The sequence below is a fragment of the Candidatus Paceibacterota bacterium genome (genome assembly GCA_035530615.1).
In the GTDB taxonomy this organism is placed as follows: domain Bacteria; phylum Actinomycetota; class Actinomycetes; order Nanopelagicales; family Nanopelagicaceae; genus QYPT01.
The window spans coordinates 722,495-736,864 of the sequence record DATKUL010000002.1; the positions used below are offsets into that span (position 1 = coordinate 722,495).

The 14,370-nt window shown below is 51.7% G+C and carries 14 protein-coding genes and 1 riboswitch; of the genes, 3 read left to right on the top strand and 11 right to left on the bottom strand.

Annotated features, from left to right (window positions below):
* Positions 1-7: 7 nt before the first annotated feature.
* Complete coding sequence (locus tag VMW30_06580; protein HUW88022.1) at positions 8-2,134, bottom strand: MMPL family transporter; 2,127 nt, start codon at positions 2,132-2,134, stop codon at positions 8-10.
* Positions 2,135-2,198: 64 nt separating this feature from the next.
* Here VMW30_06580 and VMW30_06585 point away from each other — a divergent pair, with 64 nt between their 5' ends.
* On the top strand, positions 2,199-2,777 hold the full coding sequence (locus VMW30_06585; protein HUW88023.1) for a helix-turn-helix domain-containing protein: 579 nt from the start codon (positions 2,199-2,201) through the stop codon (positions 2,775-2,777).
* Positions 2,778-2,844: 67 nt separating this feature from the next.
* On the opposite strand, the gene VMW30_06590 is transcribed toward VMW30_06585, so the two are convergent.
* The 3 genes from VMW30_06590 to VMW30_06600 form a co-directional block, all read right to left on the bottom strand.
* Positions 2,845-3,234: a type II toxin-antitoxin system death-on-curing family toxin gene (locus VMW30_06590; protein HUW88024.1), complete on the bottom strand. Its 390-nt coding sequence runs from the start codon at positions 3,232-3,234 to the stop codon at positions 2,845-2,847.
* Positions 3,231-3,440, bottom strand: a complete 210-nt coding sequence (locus VMW30_06595; protein HUW88025.1) for a toxin-antitoxin system HicB family antitoxin — start codon at positions 3,438-3,440, stop codon at positions 3,231-3,233. The genes VMW30_06590 and VMW30_06595 overlap by 4 nt, the downstream gene beginning before the upstream one ends.
* Positions 3,441-3,573: 133 nt before the next feature.
* Positions 3,574-5,646: a DNA topoisomerase IV subunit B gene (locus tag VMW30_06600; GenBank protein ID HUW88026.1), complete on the bottom strand. Its 2,073-nt coding sequence runs from the start codon at positions 5,644-5,646 to the stop codon at positions 3,574-3,576.
* A 241-nt stretch (positions 5,647-5,887) separates the two neighbouring features.
* On the opposite strand from VMW30_06600, the gene VMW30_06605 reads away from it, so the two are divergent.
* Positions 5,888-6,103, top strand: coding sequence for a hypothetical protein (locus VMW30_06605; protein HUW88027.1), 216 nt, complete (start codon positions 5,888-5,890; stop codon positions 6,101-6,103).
* On the opposite strand, the gene VMW30_06610 is transcribed toward VMW30_06605, so the two are convergent.
* From VMW30_06610 to VMW30_06630, 5 genes are all read right to left on the bottom strand, one after another.
* Entirely contained in the window at positions 6,100-6,300 is a 201-nt protein-coding gene (locus tag VMW30_06610) for a CDGSH iron-sulfur domain-containing protein (GenBank protein ID HUW88028.1), read from the bottom strand. The genes VMW30_06605 and VMW30_06610 overlap by 4 nt on opposite strands.
* 21 nt (positions 6,301-6,321) lie before the next feature.
* Complete coding sequence (locus tag VMW30_06615; protein ID HUW88029.1) at positions 6,322-7,881, bottom strand: RNA polymerase sigma factor; 1,560 nt, start codon at positions 7,879-7,881, stop codon at positions 6,322-6,324.
* 128 nt (positions 7,882-8,009) lie between these two features.
* The gene (locus VMW30_06620) at positions 8,010-9,101 is read right to left on the bottom strand and encodes a homoserine O-acetyltransferase (GenBank protein ID HUW88030.1); all 1,092 of its coding nucleotides are present in this window, start codon (positions 9,099-9,101) and stop codon (positions 8,010-8,012) included.
* Positions 9,102-9,106: 5 nt separating this feature from the next.
* Positions 9,107-9,218: riboswitch (SAM riboswitch) on the bottom strand.
* A 46-nt stretch (positions 9,219-9,264) separates the two neighbouring features.
* Positions 9,265-10,278 (bottom strand): DUF4192 domain-containing protein, encoded by a 1,014-nt coding sequence (locus tag VMW30_06625; GenBank protein ID HUW88031.1) that lies wholly within the window; start codon positions 10,276-10,278, stop codon positions 9,265-9,267.
* Positions 10,279-10,359: 81 nt separating this feature from the next.
* Positions 10,360-11,142 (bottom strand): PKD domain-containing protein, encoded by a 783-nt coding sequence (locus VMW30_06630; GenBank protein HUW88032.1) that lies wholly within the window; start codon positions 11,140-11,142, stop codon positions 10,360-10,362.
* A gap of 89 nt (positions 11,143-11,231) precedes the next feature.
* Here VMW30_06630 and VMW30_06635 point away from each other — a divergent pair, with 89 nt between their 5' ends.
* A complete protein-coding gene (locus VMW30_06635) occupies positions 11,232-11,690 on the top strand; it encodes an NUDIX hydrolase (protein ID HUW88033.1) in 459 nt (152 codons plus the stop codon).
* A gap of 17 nt (positions 11,691-11,707) precedes the next feature.
* Here VMW30_06635 and VMW30_06640 read toward each other — a convergent pair whose 3' ends face one another.
* Together VMW30_06640 and VMW30_06645 are read right to left on the bottom strand one after the other, a co-directional pair.
* Entirely contained in the window at positions 11,708-12,295 is a 588-nt protein-coding gene (locus VMW30_06640) for a TetR/AcrR family transcriptional regulator (protein ID HUW88034.1), read from the bottom strand.
* A 4-nt stretch (positions 12,296-12,299) separates the two neighbouring features.
* Positions 12,300-14,303: an ATP-dependent DNA helicase gene (locus tag VMW30_06645; GenBank protein HUW88035.1), complete on the bottom strand. Its 2,004-nt coding sequence runs from the start codon at positions 14,301-14,303 to the stop codon at positions 12,300-12,302.
* Between the last annotated feature and the right edge of the window lie 67 nt (positions 14,304-14,370).

A 14,370-nucleotide genomic window follows, 5' to 3' on the forward strand; every position in this document is an offset into this window, starting at 1 on the left:
AGGATCACTACAGCGGTTTAATCCCAGTCTTGCGCAAGAGCCGACTGAGCCAACGCGGCAACCACCAATTGGCTCGATTTCCTACGTGCATGAGCGCCGGCACAAGCATTGAGCGAATAATTGTGGCATCGACTAGAACGGCAACGGCGAGTCCAGAGCCAAATTCCTGGATAGTGCGTTCTCCCCCAAATACGAATGCGGTGAAGACAACAACCATGATTGTTGCCGCCGCAGTGATGACTCCGCCAGTCGCCGCCAACCCACGGTTGACCGCAAGTGAATTGTCATTTGTGTGATGCCACTCCTCCTGAATTCGAGTGACTAAGAAAACTTCATAGTCCATTGAGAGTCCAAAGACGATGGCGAAGAGCATGATGGGAAGAAAGGGCTCAATCGGCCCACCTTTCGCACCTAGTATCGGCTCTGCCCAACCCCATTGAAATGCAGCGACAATGACACCAAAAGCAGCACCCATGGAAAGAAGATTCATAAATGCAGCCGTTGCCGGAATGAGAAGGCTTCTGAAAAGCAGCATGAGAAGCAAGAAACTCAGTAAAACGACACTTCCTATGAAGTAAGGGAGTTTGCCTTTGAGAACGTCTGCAAAGTCTTGGTTGATAGCCACCAGGCCACCGACGTAGACGGTTATGCCAGTTCCGCTCATCGCACTCGGAATGGTCTGTTCCCGCAAGCGCTTCACCAGATCTGATGTGGCTTCATCCTGTGGCGCGCTCTTGGCGTAAATGGAGATGACTGCATTCTGACCATCCGGAGTAACCATCGCTGGGAAGACCGTAGCCACGTCAGCATCTTTGGCAACAATTGAACCTAAATTTTCCAAAGCGCCGTCATCGCCGCCCTTTGGCAGGGTTGCGACGAGAGTAAGCGGCCCGTTATACCCGGGTCCAAAACCTTTTGCGAGAAGATCATACGCCTTGAAAGTTGTAGAACTTTTCGCATCATTTCCGGCATCTGATGAACCAGTCCTCATAGATAAGGCAGGGAGACCTAAAAATAGAACAACGAGTGCCGTCGCCGTAATCCACCGCACCGGATGCCGCTCAATCATCTGTGACCAGCGACGCCACGTATTGCTACCCTCCGACTCTTCGTGCAACTTTTTGCCTGGAATTTTGAGTCGATCAATGTTCTTGCCGACAACACTCAACAGCGCGGGAAGCAAAGTCAACGCAGCAAGCATTGTGACCAAAACAGCAATTGATGTGGCAATAGCGACGCCGTACAGCATCGAAACTCCGACCGTAAAGAGTCCAAGCATGGAAATACAGACAATCGTTCCGGCGAAGAGAACTGCTCTACCTGATGTCAGGAGTGCGATGCGAATGGACTCCTCTGGTGTTTTCCCTTCATGAATGAAACGTCGGAAGCGAGTCACGATAAAGAGTGCATAGTCGATCCCTACCCCCAATCCGACGAGGGCGGCCAGAGTTGGAGCAAAAGAAGCAATACTAAATTGATGGCTTAAGAGTGCAATAAGTGACGAAGAAATTCCCAGGCCAACTACTGCCACGACCATTGGAATAATTGTCGCGACAACGCTGCCAAAGGTGAGAAGAAGTACGACAAATGCGGCAAGCAAAGCTAAACCTGTACTTTCTGACGGCCCCATTGGCTTCTCGACTTGCTTAAGCGCCTCTCCAGCAAACTCCACGTTTAAAGACTGAGTCCTTATGTTTTGAGAGGTATCAATAACACCTTGTATAGCTTTGGATGGTATTTCCTCCGCTGGCCCATCAAAGTGAACAGTTGTAAAACCAATCGTCTTATCTGGACTCAATGCTCGATACTGCTGGCTGTACGGATCCTGAACTGAATCTACGTGCGGCAATTTCTTGAGAGATCCAACCAACGAGTTAATTAGCTGCTGATTCGAATCCGATGTGAGACCTGAATCGCTCTGGAAGACAATTTGGAGAGTGTCCCCCGATACTCGAGGAAACGACTTTTGCATGACCTCCATAGCGCGGGAACTCTCGGTATTTGGAAGTGCAAAAGACGAACTGTAAGTACTTCCTACTGACTTGCCAAGGCCGACCATGGCCAACAGGAGTAGAACCCAGGCTACGATGACCAATCTTCGATGTTTAAAGCTAAATTGAGCGAGGCGATTCATGCAGACAACTCCGGTTTCTCCCGACTTGGTAACTTACCGAACGGTCAGTAGGTAAGATAGTGCCATGAGGGATAAAGTTCAAACCAAAGAACGGAAAGCAACTCAAACAAAAGAGGCCATTCTGGCGAGTGCGGTCGCGCTCTTCGCCCAGAAGGGTTACGTCGGCACCTCGATGGCCGACCTTGCCGAACAACTTGGGCTCTCCAAAGCAGCCATCTATCACCACTTTGAAAATAAAGAAGCGCTCTTTCACGCACTTGTCGATTCACTTGCTGACGACATGGAGAAGCTTCTTGAGGTGCATGAGTCTGCGTCGCCTCACACGTTCGATCGATTAAATCTTCTGCGTGGTTTCGCCGAGGTACTTAACTCTCATCTCGACATCATGCACTTAGCCCCCATGCACATGGTGGGAGCACCTGCCGATTTTACTGATCGGGCAAACAAGTTGATGATGCGTATGCAAAAGTTGCTCGTAGGAAAAAATCCCACTGACGAGAACGCACTGCGGGCTCGGAGTGCAATAGTAATTATTGCTCGTCTTGGTTTTTCGCAGCCTGCGCCATTCCGGTCAACGGCAAAGGGTAAAGCAGTCGATATCGATCTACTTCTTAAAGTCGCGTCCAACGCTCTTGGAATTTAGACGTCGATTCGATCGCGATCGATGTCAGCTGAGGAAATAAATTCCTTTGCTACTCCCCGCCGAACGGTTATTGCCGCTGCTTAGTATTGGCTCGAATCCAATCGGTTAGTTGCTCTTCGGTAATGTTTCCTGCCGCCAGGGATTGAATGGTTGCAACAGCCTCATCTGTCCCAAGAGCGAGGTCATAGCCGTTGAGATCACAGAAAACGTTGAGTGCCATCCAACCAAGGCGCTTATTCCCGTCTGGAAGAGGATGATTCCGAACTATTCGAGAGCAGAGCACTGCAGCCTTAGAGAAGAAATCGGGGTACAAGTCGTGCTCCCCGAATCCGGCCTCAGATGCCGCGATCGCCGACTCTAAAAGTTCAATTCTCGAAACTCGAATCAGAGTTTCAGCTTCAATGCCGGTAACGGCTTCAGCAATGACGAGAACTTCAGGAAGGCTTAGGAGCCTCACTTGGCCAGTTGATCAAGGATTTCCTGATCACGTTCCACCAAATGCCGGACACGACTAATGAATTCGACGTCTTTGCGCACTCTAGCAATCTCCACAGAGAGGGAATCCACGATGAATTGATTGACGCTCACGCCCTGAGCGCGCGCGATAATTTCCAGTTGATTGGCAAGTTCTTCAGTAAGGCGAAGGGTGGTTTGTTTCTTCATGACATCATGATATCACGGTGTCATGACACTAGATAGTTGCCCTGATCAAAATTAAGCGCGCTGGAGCAAAAGAACCCGGCCCGCCCCATCGTCGGCGACAACCCCCGATGTGCAACTCAGTAAATACTCCGAGTTAGGCATCGATCCGATCGCGATCGACGTCGGCTGAGGAGATAAATTCTTTACGCGGCGCTACTTCGTTGCCCATGAGCAGTTCGAACATGGAATCGGCAGCAGCCGCGTCGTTGACGGTGATGCGACGTAATGTCCGGTGATCTGGGTCCATCGTCGTCTCACGCAATTGGTGAGCATCCATCTCTCCAAGACCTTTGTACCGCTGGATCGGCTCTTTCCACTTCTTGCCAGCCTTGGTGAGGTCGGCTAAAACTTTCCGCATCTCATCATCTGAGTAGGTGTAGTAGAAATCGCCCTTCTTGCCACCCGAGCCCATTACTTCAATCCGGTGTAGAGGCGGAATCGCGGCAAATACCCGGCCGTCATCAATCAGAGGTCGCATATAGCGATAGAGCAGGGTCAGAAGGAGACAGCGGATATGCGCTCCGTCAACGTCTGCATCCGACATCAGAATAATTCGACCATAGCGAGCGGCATCTAATTCAAAGGAGCGGCCAGAGCCAGCGCCAATGACCTGGATGATAGAAGCGCACTCGCTGTTGTCGAGCATCTGCGAAAGAGAGGCTTTCTGCACATTTAAGATCTTGCCGCGGATGGGCAAAATAGCCTGGAATTCAGAGTTTCGGGCCGCCTTTGTGGTGCCGAGAGCAGACTCACCCTCCACAATGAAGAGCTCGGTGCGCGAGACATCCTCTGAACGGCAATCAGATAATTTCGTTGGCAATGACGAACTTTCGAGAGCATTCTTGCGTCGTTGCAGGTCTTTATGCGCACGCGCAGAAATTCGGGTACGTGAAGCGGCGGTGACCTTTTCAAGAATCAAGCGGCCGTTTGCTTTATCAATTCTCTTTGTCGTTGAGAAGAATGCTTTCATCTCATCGGCCACAACAGCGGCGACAATTTTCGTTGCAGCGGCAGTTCCGAGCACCTCCTTCGTCTGACCTTCGAACTGCGGTTCAGACATTCGCACCGTGATGACAGCGGTGAGACCTTCCATAATGTCATCCTTGATGACATCTGGTTCGTTGTTCTTCAAAGTCTTGGTCGAGCGCAGGACTTCATTAAACGCCTTGGTGATCGCACGTTCAAAACCTTGTATGTGGGTGCCGCCTTTGGGGGTTGCGATGATATTCACGAAGGAACGTATGGTGGTTTCGAAACCATCTCCCCATTTCATGGCAATGTCGACCCCCATGTCCCGCTCAACTTCAGTGGAGACCATGTGACCCTGCTCATCTAGAACAGGAACAGTCTCTGCGTAGTGCCCACCACCAGTAAGGCGGATGACATCTCCCACTGGTTCATCAGGAGCCAGGAAAGTGCAGTACTCCGATATGCCACCTTTGTGGTGGAAAGTTTCGCTTGTCTTTATCTTCGTCCGGTTGTCATTGACGATGAGTGTCAGGCCAGGAACAAGATAAGAAGTCTGCCGTGCACGAGCATAAATTTCCGCAAGTTCGTAATCTGCCTCTTTGAGGAAAATTTGCTTATCGCTCCACCACTTGATGCGTGTGCCAGTGACTTTTGAGGCCACCTTGCCAACAATCCTGAGCCCAGAAGCCGGAGTGAAAGTAGCTTTCGGACCCTCCCCCTCAAAAATACCCGCAACGCCACGTTGAAATGACATCCAATAAATCTTGCCGTCGCGGTCTACTTCAGCATCAAGACGTGATGCCAAGGCATTCACAACGGAGGCACCAACACCATGGAGTCCACCGGATGCGGCGTACGAACCGCCGCCGAATTTTCCACCTGCATGCAATTTCGTCAGCACGACTTCTACTCCGGTTAGGCCAGTTTTTGGTTCTTTATCGACCGGAATACCGCGACCGTCATCATGAACTTCGACTGAGCCGTCTGATTCGAGATTGATTTCGATCTTCTTGCAGTATCCAGCAAGTGCTTCGTCCACTGCATTATCGATTATTTCCCAGAGACAATGATTAAGGCCCCGTGAATCTGTCGACCCGATATACATGCCGGGCCGCTTTCTGACTGCATCGAGTCCTTCGAGAACCGCCAGATCTTTGGCGGTATAACTCGGTTCTAGGTTTTTCTCTTTGCGGGCCACGGGCGCAAAGGCTAGCGAGGGTTGAGTAGGTAAGACAGTAAGCGCGCCGAATCAGTAGCCGATAGTTAAGGAATCCTGAGAAAGTGCATATCTGTCTCATCTAGTGAGCGTATTAGGTAACACTTTAGTAAATAGTAGGATTAATACCTGCGGGGAATAACCAGAGATGGTTTGATGTTCCCTAGATGAGAGATTTTGACCTCAGTGAATTGCTGAGGGATTCAGACGTAAGGAGTGCACCATGACTGAACAGATGATTCTGGAAGCCACGCCGCTCAATGCCGTTGACCGTTGTGATCGTTGCGGTGCTCAGGCCTACGTCCGTGCCGTGTTGCTCTCTGGTGGCGAACTTCTTTTCTGTGGTCACCACGCCAAGGAGTATGCGGTTAGTCTGAAGCCGCTCGTTGCGCATATTCAAGACGAGACTCAGAAGTTAGTTCCGCAAACCCAGAATTAGCTCAGCGCTGGCGCTTCCCAATTGTGCTCTTTATGAGAACTGTCGCAGAACGGTTGATTTTTTGAATGCCCGCATCGACATAGTTTGAAATCAGTCTCAGTACGGATCACTTTGCCTTGCGCATCAACGAAATCGACGGTTCCAGTGACATGGATCGAACCGTTGGGCTTGAAATACATCTTGGTATTTTCGCTCATCTTCGCCTTTTCTAAAGGGTTCTAATCCAGGTAATCGCGCAATACCTGCGAGCGCGATGGATGACGCAACTTCGACATCGTCTTAGATTCAATCTGGCGGATGCGTTCGCGAGTGACCCCGTAAACCTTGCCAATTTCATCCAAAGTTTTTGGTTGCCCATCGGTAAGTCCAAATCGCATGGCCACTACACCAGCTTCACGCTCAGAGAGGGTGTCGAGTACTGCGTGTAGTTGCTCTTGTAGCAGAGTAAACGAGACTGCATCCGCTGGAACGACCGCCTCGGAATCTTCAATAAGGTCTCCAAATTCAGAGTCTCCTTCTTCTCCAAGGGGAGTGTGAAGCGAGATTGGTTCGCGGCCGTACTTCTGAACCTCTACAACCTTTTCGGGGGTCATATCGAGTTCCTTGGCAAGCTCTTCTGGAGTCGGTTCGCGACCGAGGTCCTGCAACATCTGGCGCTGAACTCGAGCCAACTTATTAATTACTTCAACCATGTGTACTGGAATACGGATGGTTCGTGCCTGGTCAGCCATCGCGCGAGTAATCGCTTGGCGAATCCACCATGTTGCGTAGGTGGAGAATTTGTAACCCTTGGTGTAATCAAATTTTTCGACCGCGCGGATAAGTCCGAGGTTTCCTTCTTGGATAAGGTCGAGGAAGAGCATTCCGCGGCCGGTATAACGCTTGGCAAGTGAAACAACCAGACGCAAGTTCGCCTCTAACAAATGGTTCTTTGCGCGCCTTCCATCTTCCGCGATCCACTCAAGTTCGCGCTTAAGTTTCTTATCCAATTTCTTATCAGTTGCAAGCTTCTCTTCTGCAAAAAGTCCCGCTTCGATTCTGGTAGCAAGTTCTACTTCAAGTTCGGCGTTGAGGAGAGCAACTCGGCCGATCTGTTTCAGATAATCCTTAACTGGATCTGCAGTCGCGCCGGCAGTCATAACTGTCTGTGCGGGGGCATCATCTTCCTCAGAGGCTTTGAGTGTAAAGGCGTTCTCTTCGGTGCCACTGCTCTCTTCTGCAAGGTTTACAACACGTGGCGCATTCGCCTTGTCTTCCACCGGCTCATCTGCAACAACTTCGGCAACCAGTGCATCAAGATCTTCGAGTTCGACTTCTTCAAGTTCTACATCTTCGCCGTCGATCTTGACAACTGCTGGAGCATCCGTCTTTGAAACTGGAATAATCTTTGGTGCAACAAGTGCGTACTCTGTCTTTTTCAAAATGCGATTGGGAGTACCGAGACCGTGCTTGCGGACTTTCTCGATAAGGGCAGGAACAGTTGTAAGAAGTTCGCGGGCCTCATCCACTAGCGGCTTATCAATTTTCTTTGGAATCCGATTTAAACTGGTCACACCTCGCTCTGCGAGTTCTTCATTCACTTCCTTCTGACGTGCAATCGCTTCCTTCGCACTGATGATCAACCGAATATCGGCGACGGTCAATTCTTTCTTCACTGGAATTTTTGCCGTCTTCTTCGCGACTACTTTCTTCGCAGGGGCCTTTTTGACAGTCGCTTTTTTAGGCGCTGCCTTTTTTGTTGTCTTGGCCTTGTTTTTGAGCGCACTAAGAGCAGCCACATCAGTCCTTTGTTTTATCTTCGCTGAGCCAATCTCTTATCGATCAACCACGAAGAAGCGATGGCTATATTATAAATTATCCACAGGGGTAAATGCACATTGAGAACCCTTTTTTGGCACCAAACTCTCTACCCCAGCGTGAGGGAGTGCCGTATGACCTCTCCCACAGCTTCAACTTCCACCAAAAACCCGTCATGTCCAAAAGGTGAGGAGATCGAGGCTAAGGGCTGCGCCTTGGGAGCAAGGTCGGCAATCTCGGCCTGGAGCCGGGGTGGAAAGAGGCGATCCGTATCGATAGATACGACCATGACTGGAATCTGAATGCTCCTGAGCGCAGCCGCGACTCCTCCTCGATCACGACCAATATCGTGCGAATTCATCGCCTCGGTCAGGGCAATATATGTATTTGCATCAAACCTCTTCGCCAGTTTCTGCGCCTGGTGGTCAAGATAGGACTCGACGGCGTATCGACCAGTCTCATCACCTTGCAGTTCGCGTCCGAAACGCACATCCATCTCGGCTTCTGTGCGGTAGGTCAAGTGAGCTATCCGGCGCGCAATTCCCATTCCCCCGTCGGGACCGTGTGTCTTCTCGTAGTAATCCCCCTCGTAGTAGTGCGGGTCGGATTTAATCGCACGGATTTGAATCGAAGCGGTACCGATTTGATCTCCAGTGGCCACTGCCGACGATCCAATGGTGCAGATGGCGGCAACGCGGTCGGGGAATTGAACGGCCCATTCAAGGGCGCGCATTCCACCCAACGATGGACCCACTGCTAAGCGATAGTGCGAAATTCCGACTGCGTCGCTGAAGGCGACTTCCGCCGCAACCATGTCGCGGATGGTGATTGACGGGAAACGAGATCCATATCGCTTTCCATTAGGCGCCAAACTGGATGGACCTGTACTCCCCTGACATCCACCGATGACATTGGGGCAGATGATGAAATATTTATCGGTATCCAATGGCATTCCCGGTCCGACCATGAGGGGCCACCACCCGGGAACATCTGACCAACCAGTAAGCGCATGATTGACGAGAATGGCATTGTCGCGAGTTGCGTTTAATCTGCCCCAACTCTGATAAGCAATGGTGACATCTGGAAGCACCGCGCCATTTTCGAGCGTTAAAGATCCAATGGAGACAAACTCGCGATCGCCAGGATCTTGGAATTCAAGCCAAGCACCCGTGGGCGCCCCAGAATGAACCGATGATGTCATGAAAACCTCCGCGCTTGCCGGTAGCGAAACCACCAACCCGGTCTTCACCCGGAGCACCCCGCCGCGATGGAGGGTTGCCGTCCAGTTAGCCGGGGCTCGTACCTGGAACTCGTGACCTTGGCAGCGATTCTAGACCAAAGCAGAAGGGTTCGAAACTTGCGTGTCAGTCAGTAAATATCCCAGCGCAGACCTTCGGGTGCAGGTCCCTTCGCATCGCGGCAAAGGACTCGGGGGGCCACCCGGCACTAAATACTCTGCGCAAGAGTGCGGCCAATGAATATGCCGGATCATCGGAGAGCGCCCGGTCAAGCGCCCGCTGCGCCAGGGCTCCTTCACCGCGTTCGTAAGAGAGCGCTGCAAAGAGACTGGCGATAGGTGCCACGAACCCGGCGGGGGCGACACGCGTGAGATAGCGCCACATCGCCCAGTAAGAATCAATGCTCGTCTCATCATGAGAACCCAGCGCAAAATCTCTTACTTGTATGTCACCAACCCCGGCAATGACACGCGCGGTGAGTTCAAGGTCTGATTCGCAATCCTTCCCGATCGAGTCGTCCACAAAGCGTGCGGCAAGGTCGATCACAGAAGTTGCACTGCCGCGCTGCGCCAATTGGATCCCTGTCGAATCGGGATCGATGCGGTAACTATGAATGCTGGCCAAAAAATCTAAATCCCTGGAAAGAGAGAGCGGTGCGATTGATTCGGTAAGCCCGTCGACATCCGCAAAGGGCATTGGCCTGCCTTGAGCAACCTGCTCCACCGCAACTCTGGAAGTAGAAATTTCAGGAAGTATTTTCCCTTCTGTCGGGCAACAATCACTATCGGTGCAAAGAACTGAGCGCCATCTGCCGTTGGCAATCAAGAGCGACTCACGAAGCGGAATATCTGCTCGGAGCATTGCTGATGCGATATTTCCTAAAACATTCTCGCCATCACTTCGGTCATCTGGGACGTAGGCAACAACCAGTGCGCCTTCGGCTCCTTCGCGGAGAAGGTGAAGAACCAGGGAATCGTAGGGCTCTTCTTTGTCGGATGCGAGAGAAGGGTAGTCCACCCGCATCGCCATCCCAATGGCATCATCTTTTAACGAGACGATGACCAGCGAATTCGTGGGGTGATATCCAATGAGAAATGGAACAGCTGCAAGAAGATCATGTGGTGAGGTAAGTGTTGTCATAAGAGCGAAGGTTTCCCGAACGCACCCACATCTTTCTCTCTATTCGACTCCGGTTGTGGAAAGACGACAAGAGTGAATGAATCATTGAATAAAGCGGGTGGGCCCGTTTTCAACTGAAAGCGTGATCACTGATAACTTACGAATCTGCCCCGTAATCGCTCGCGTCACTCCGTTATGGCTCCATGTTCCACCCCAGGTGGCCAACATCGTGACGAGATAGGTGCCGGAATGTGAGTATGTGTGCGTAATTCTTTGATCTGGGTACGGCCTACCCGGCTGGGTTGTGGCAAAGAATGTTCCGTCACCGAAACTCCAGATAAAGGACGGTCGCATCGCCACATCCACGATCTCCCCGACAACCGAAACCTTTGCGGTGAAGACTGTCGGCAGATCACACCAGTAAATAACCGGCACATTCACGAGAGCGTTCTCGGCAGGTTGCTTGGCAATTGAGGCGGTGGGAAGGAGTTTCACCAATTTATCGTTGAGAGAAAGTACCGGTGCAACCTTGCGCAAAACTTTTCGCACAATCCTCTTCCTTGGATGTGCCTTCACGGGAGCTACTTTGCGGGGTGCCACAAAAACGGGCGAACGACGCGTAGTGGTTACTTTCGGCTTAGGAATAGTCTTTTTCGGCACCACTTTTTCTTTCGGTTTGACAACAACAACTTTTCTTTTCACCGTTGCGGTCGACTTCTGTCCCGATCCCTTCTTCCCTTCAATGACAATCTGACCGTTTTCGACATATACATCAAGACATGTTTTGCTGACGCACTGCGCTGCATTCAGCTGACTCGGCGTGGTCTGAGTGATGAGTAAAAGCGCAAAAATTAGTGAGGAGCGGGTTTTATATGAAAGGGCCATGTCGGCAAGGGTAAAAGTGTGAGTACTACCTCGCCCTCTCCGTGAGTTTCTCTGTGGAAAGGGAGTCCACCTGGTCATAAGGTGGTCTCATGGCGCACAGAGATGGCGACGGATGGGTTCAGTGTCGCTGCGGCGGAAAGCACTGGGGGCTACACGGTGCCGCTGGAATCCTTTTAGTGCGAGAGAAAACACTCCTCCTACAACATCGCTCCGAATGGGTTCACAATGGCGATACGTGGGGAATTCCCGGCGGAGCGCGCGATTCGCACGAAAGCGTTCTCGAAGCGGCATTGCGCGAAGCGGTGGAAGAGACCGGAATAGATCCGACCCTCCTCCAGGTCCACTCTACTCATACAGATGATCATGTCGATTGGCGTTATGACACGGTGGTTGCACTTGCAGATCCCGAACTTTTTCCGCATGAGATGAATGCAGAGTCACAAGAATTGCGTTGGATTGCGTGGAGCGAAATTGACGCAATGCCTCTGCATCCAAGTTTCGCGAAAACGTGGCCCGCCGTACACGCCATACTGGAGCGAGACTTCTAAATCGCAGAAGAGGTTCTTTAACCCCTCACCAATGTGTCGATACCGGCTATGCAGAAGTTGGTGGCGGTTTCAATCTCCAAATCCGAATCACTTCCAGTTTCGATTCTTCGCGTTGCGGCATCTGTAACACTCTGAATTAGTACGAGAGCGTGAACCACATCGGCTACACCAATGTCAGATAGGGCTGTTTCTAAGGGTGCCAGCAAAGCCCTATGAGCCGCAACAATCTCATGGGTGCGATCGATAGGCAGCGACGTTGCGCTGAAGGCTTTAGCGAGCAAGTGACGACCATCGGCGATATAGCGAAGTGCCGCATCAATCCAATTCCGAATCGCCTGATAAGGATCAGGTGACGCATCAGTTGACTCGCGAAGTGCCTCAGAAAAATTAGTGAGTTCCTCAATGACAAGGTCAGCCACAAGTTCGGCACTACTTCCAAAATATTCATAGACAGATGTGCGAGAAAGTCCGGCACGTTCGGCAACCGCAGCAACAGTGACCGCGCGCCCACCGTCTTCAAGAGCAATTGCTGAGGCCGCAGAAATGAGTTGTTGACGTCGCCAATCGCGGTGTTGCGCGAGGGTGGCGGTACTAATCCGAGGCATTGGACTATTTTGTCATGTATTCATGGAGTCGGCGAAGTGAATCTCGCACGGTCTTCCCGTCCGAGGTTCGCCAGAGCGGAGGCATAGAGTTGAGAAGGACCGATCCATACCTTTTAGTGATGATCCGTGAATCAAGAATCGCAACCACTCCGCGGTCATCCATTGAGCGGATGAGTCGTCCTGTTCCCTGCGCAAGTAAGAGCGCCGCACGTGGAAGGGAGACCTTCATAAATCCGCTGCCACCCGCTGCATCGACTTCTGCAGCACGTGCAGACATCACGGGATCGTCGGGCCTTGGGAATGGGATCCGATCAATTGCAACCAGGGTGCAGGATGGGCCAGGAACATCGACTCCCTGCCACAAGCTCATGGTGCCGAGAAGAATGGATGTCTCGTCTTTTTCAAATCGCTCAACCAAAGGTCCGACTGCATCGCCTCTTTTTTGAGTGATGACCTTGATGGGTAACTCAGCCAGCACTTTGCGCAGGTGCGCATCAGCAGCCTCGACTCCCCGCCATGACGAGAAGAGTGCGAGAGTCCGACCTCCGGCTGCATCAATAAGTTCGCCAAGTTCGGTCAGTGCTTCAATACTTGGACCATCACGGCCGGGTTCGGGCAGATGTTTGGGCAGATAGAGCATCCCCTGGTTGGCAAAATCAAAAGGTGAGCCAACATCGAGCATCTGCACATTTGCTGGATCTACATCCCCTTCTTCGACTTCCATTTCTTCCTCAGCAGTATCGCCGATTACAAAACCAATATTGCGCGCCATCGCATTAAAACTATTGCCGACAGCCAACGTTGCAGAAGTGGCAATTACTGGCGTTTTGGTAAGCAGGTTTTCACGAAGGACGGCGGAAACTGCCAACGGTGCAAGATGCAGAGTTGAAAATGTGGGTTCGTACCAGAGGACTTGCCCTGCTCCGAGTTTCAATAATTTAGCAGCGGTTGTTGAGATTTCATTGACTGCACCTTTGACTCGCGCCCTCTCGGCGATGGAATCAGAGTCCACGATTTCTTCATCGGCACTGATGAGTTGAAGGACGGCCTGTGCTGCTTCACGAACTTTACGGATGGGCGCTTCCAATTCTGACGGTAATTCGACAAGCCTGCCCTGCAATGCCGGCTCGAACTTCACGCGCTGTCCGTACTCATCCATCACATCTTCAAAATCACCTGCCGCCTTGGTGAGTGCATCCGATGCCTTGCCAGGCATATGTTTTCTTGCCATTGCAGCAGATCGCGAGACACGATGTCCGGTCAATTCTTCCGTTACGGCCTGCGTCGTTCGATCCATAAATTCGTGTGCTTCATCCAGAATGACGGCATCGCGTTCGGGCAATATCGGATGAGATTCGACAATCTCGATGGCAAGCAATGTGTGATTTGTTACGACTACGTCAGCTGTTGCGGCCTTTGCTTTTGCCAGCGCGGCAAAACATTGATGTCCGTAGGCACAGACATCGGCACCTACGCATTCGCGACCTGAGAGAGAATTTGCCATCCATACACGCCTATCGACATCGGGTGCATCATCGCGATCCCCTGTGACGCCTGGAGTTTTGGCCCAGGCGTGAAGCCGCTTTGCATCCGATCCAAGAGAACTGATTTCCAGCAGAACATCGCCATCGGGATCTGAGGTCTCGCTATTCATCTTCTGCAAGCAGATATAATTTCCTACGCCTTTATAAATTCCATACGTAATCTCGCGCTCTAGTACCTTCTCCAAGGCCGGCACAATTCTGGGGAGATCTCTCTCCACGAGCTGACGCTGCAAGGCCAAGGTCGCGGTCGCTACAAGAACGCGTTTGCCGTGAACAAGAGCCGGGACCAGGTAGGCCAGAGATTTGCCGGTGCCGGTGCCGGCTTGCACCATGAGGTGATGGCGATCTGTCAGGGCGTTGGCCACCGCTTCGGCCATCTCGATCTGACCCTCACGCGTAGATCCGCCGATTGCCTCGACTGCGGCTTCCAGAGCGGCTCGGACCTGATCCAGTAGCTCGCTCATGGAGTGCACCTTAGCCACTCCCACCCACATTCCCGATCCAGATACGGTGACAGAGCCCTTCCCATTT

Bases quoted from the DNA above. Each gene is read 5' to 3' on its own strand.
- VMW30_06585 (HUW88023.1), top strand. From the start codon at position 2,199: ATGAGGGATAAAGTTCAAACCAAAGAACGGAAAGCAACTCAAACAAAA.
- VMW30_06640 (HUW88034.1), bottom strand. From the start codon at position 12,295: ATGCCTCGGATTAGTACCGCCACCCTCGCGCAACACCGCGATTGGCGA.
- VMW30_06605 (HUW88027.1), top strand. From the start codon at position 5,888: ATGACTGAACAGATGATTCTGGAAGCCACGCCGCTCAATGCCGTTGAC.
- VMW30_06610 (HUW88028.1), bottom strand. From the start codon at position 6,300: ATGAGCGAAAATACCAAGATGTATTTCAAGCCCAACGGTTCGATCCAT.
- VMW30_06630 (HUW88032.1), bottom strand. From the start codon at position 11,142: ATGGCCCTTTCATATAAAACCCGCTCCTCACTAATTTTTGCGCTTTTA.
- VMW30_06580 (HUW88022.1), bottom strand. From the start codon at position 2,134: ATGAATCGCCTCGCTCAATTTAGCTTTAAACATCGAAGATTGGTCATC.
- VMW30_06645 (HUW88035.1), bottom strand. From the start codon at position 14,303: ATGAGCGAGCTACTGGATCAGGTCCGAGCCGCTCTGGAAGCCGCAGTC.
- VMW30_06625 (HUW88031.1), bottom strand. From the start codon at position 10,278: ATGACAACACTTACCTCACCACATGATCTTCTTGCAGCTGTTCCATTT.
- VMW30_06595 (HUW88025.1), bottom strand. From the start codon at position 3,440: ATGAAGAAACAAACCACCCTTCGCCTTACTGAAGAACTTGCCAATCAA.
- VMW30_06620 (HUW88030.1), bottom strand. From the start codon at position 9,101: ATGACATCATCGGTTCATTCTGGGGCGCCCACGGGTGCTTGGCTTGAA.
- VMW30_06635 (HUW88033.1), top strand. From the start codon at position 11,232: ATGGCGCACAGAGATGGCGACGGATGGGTTCAGTGTCGCTGCGGCGGA.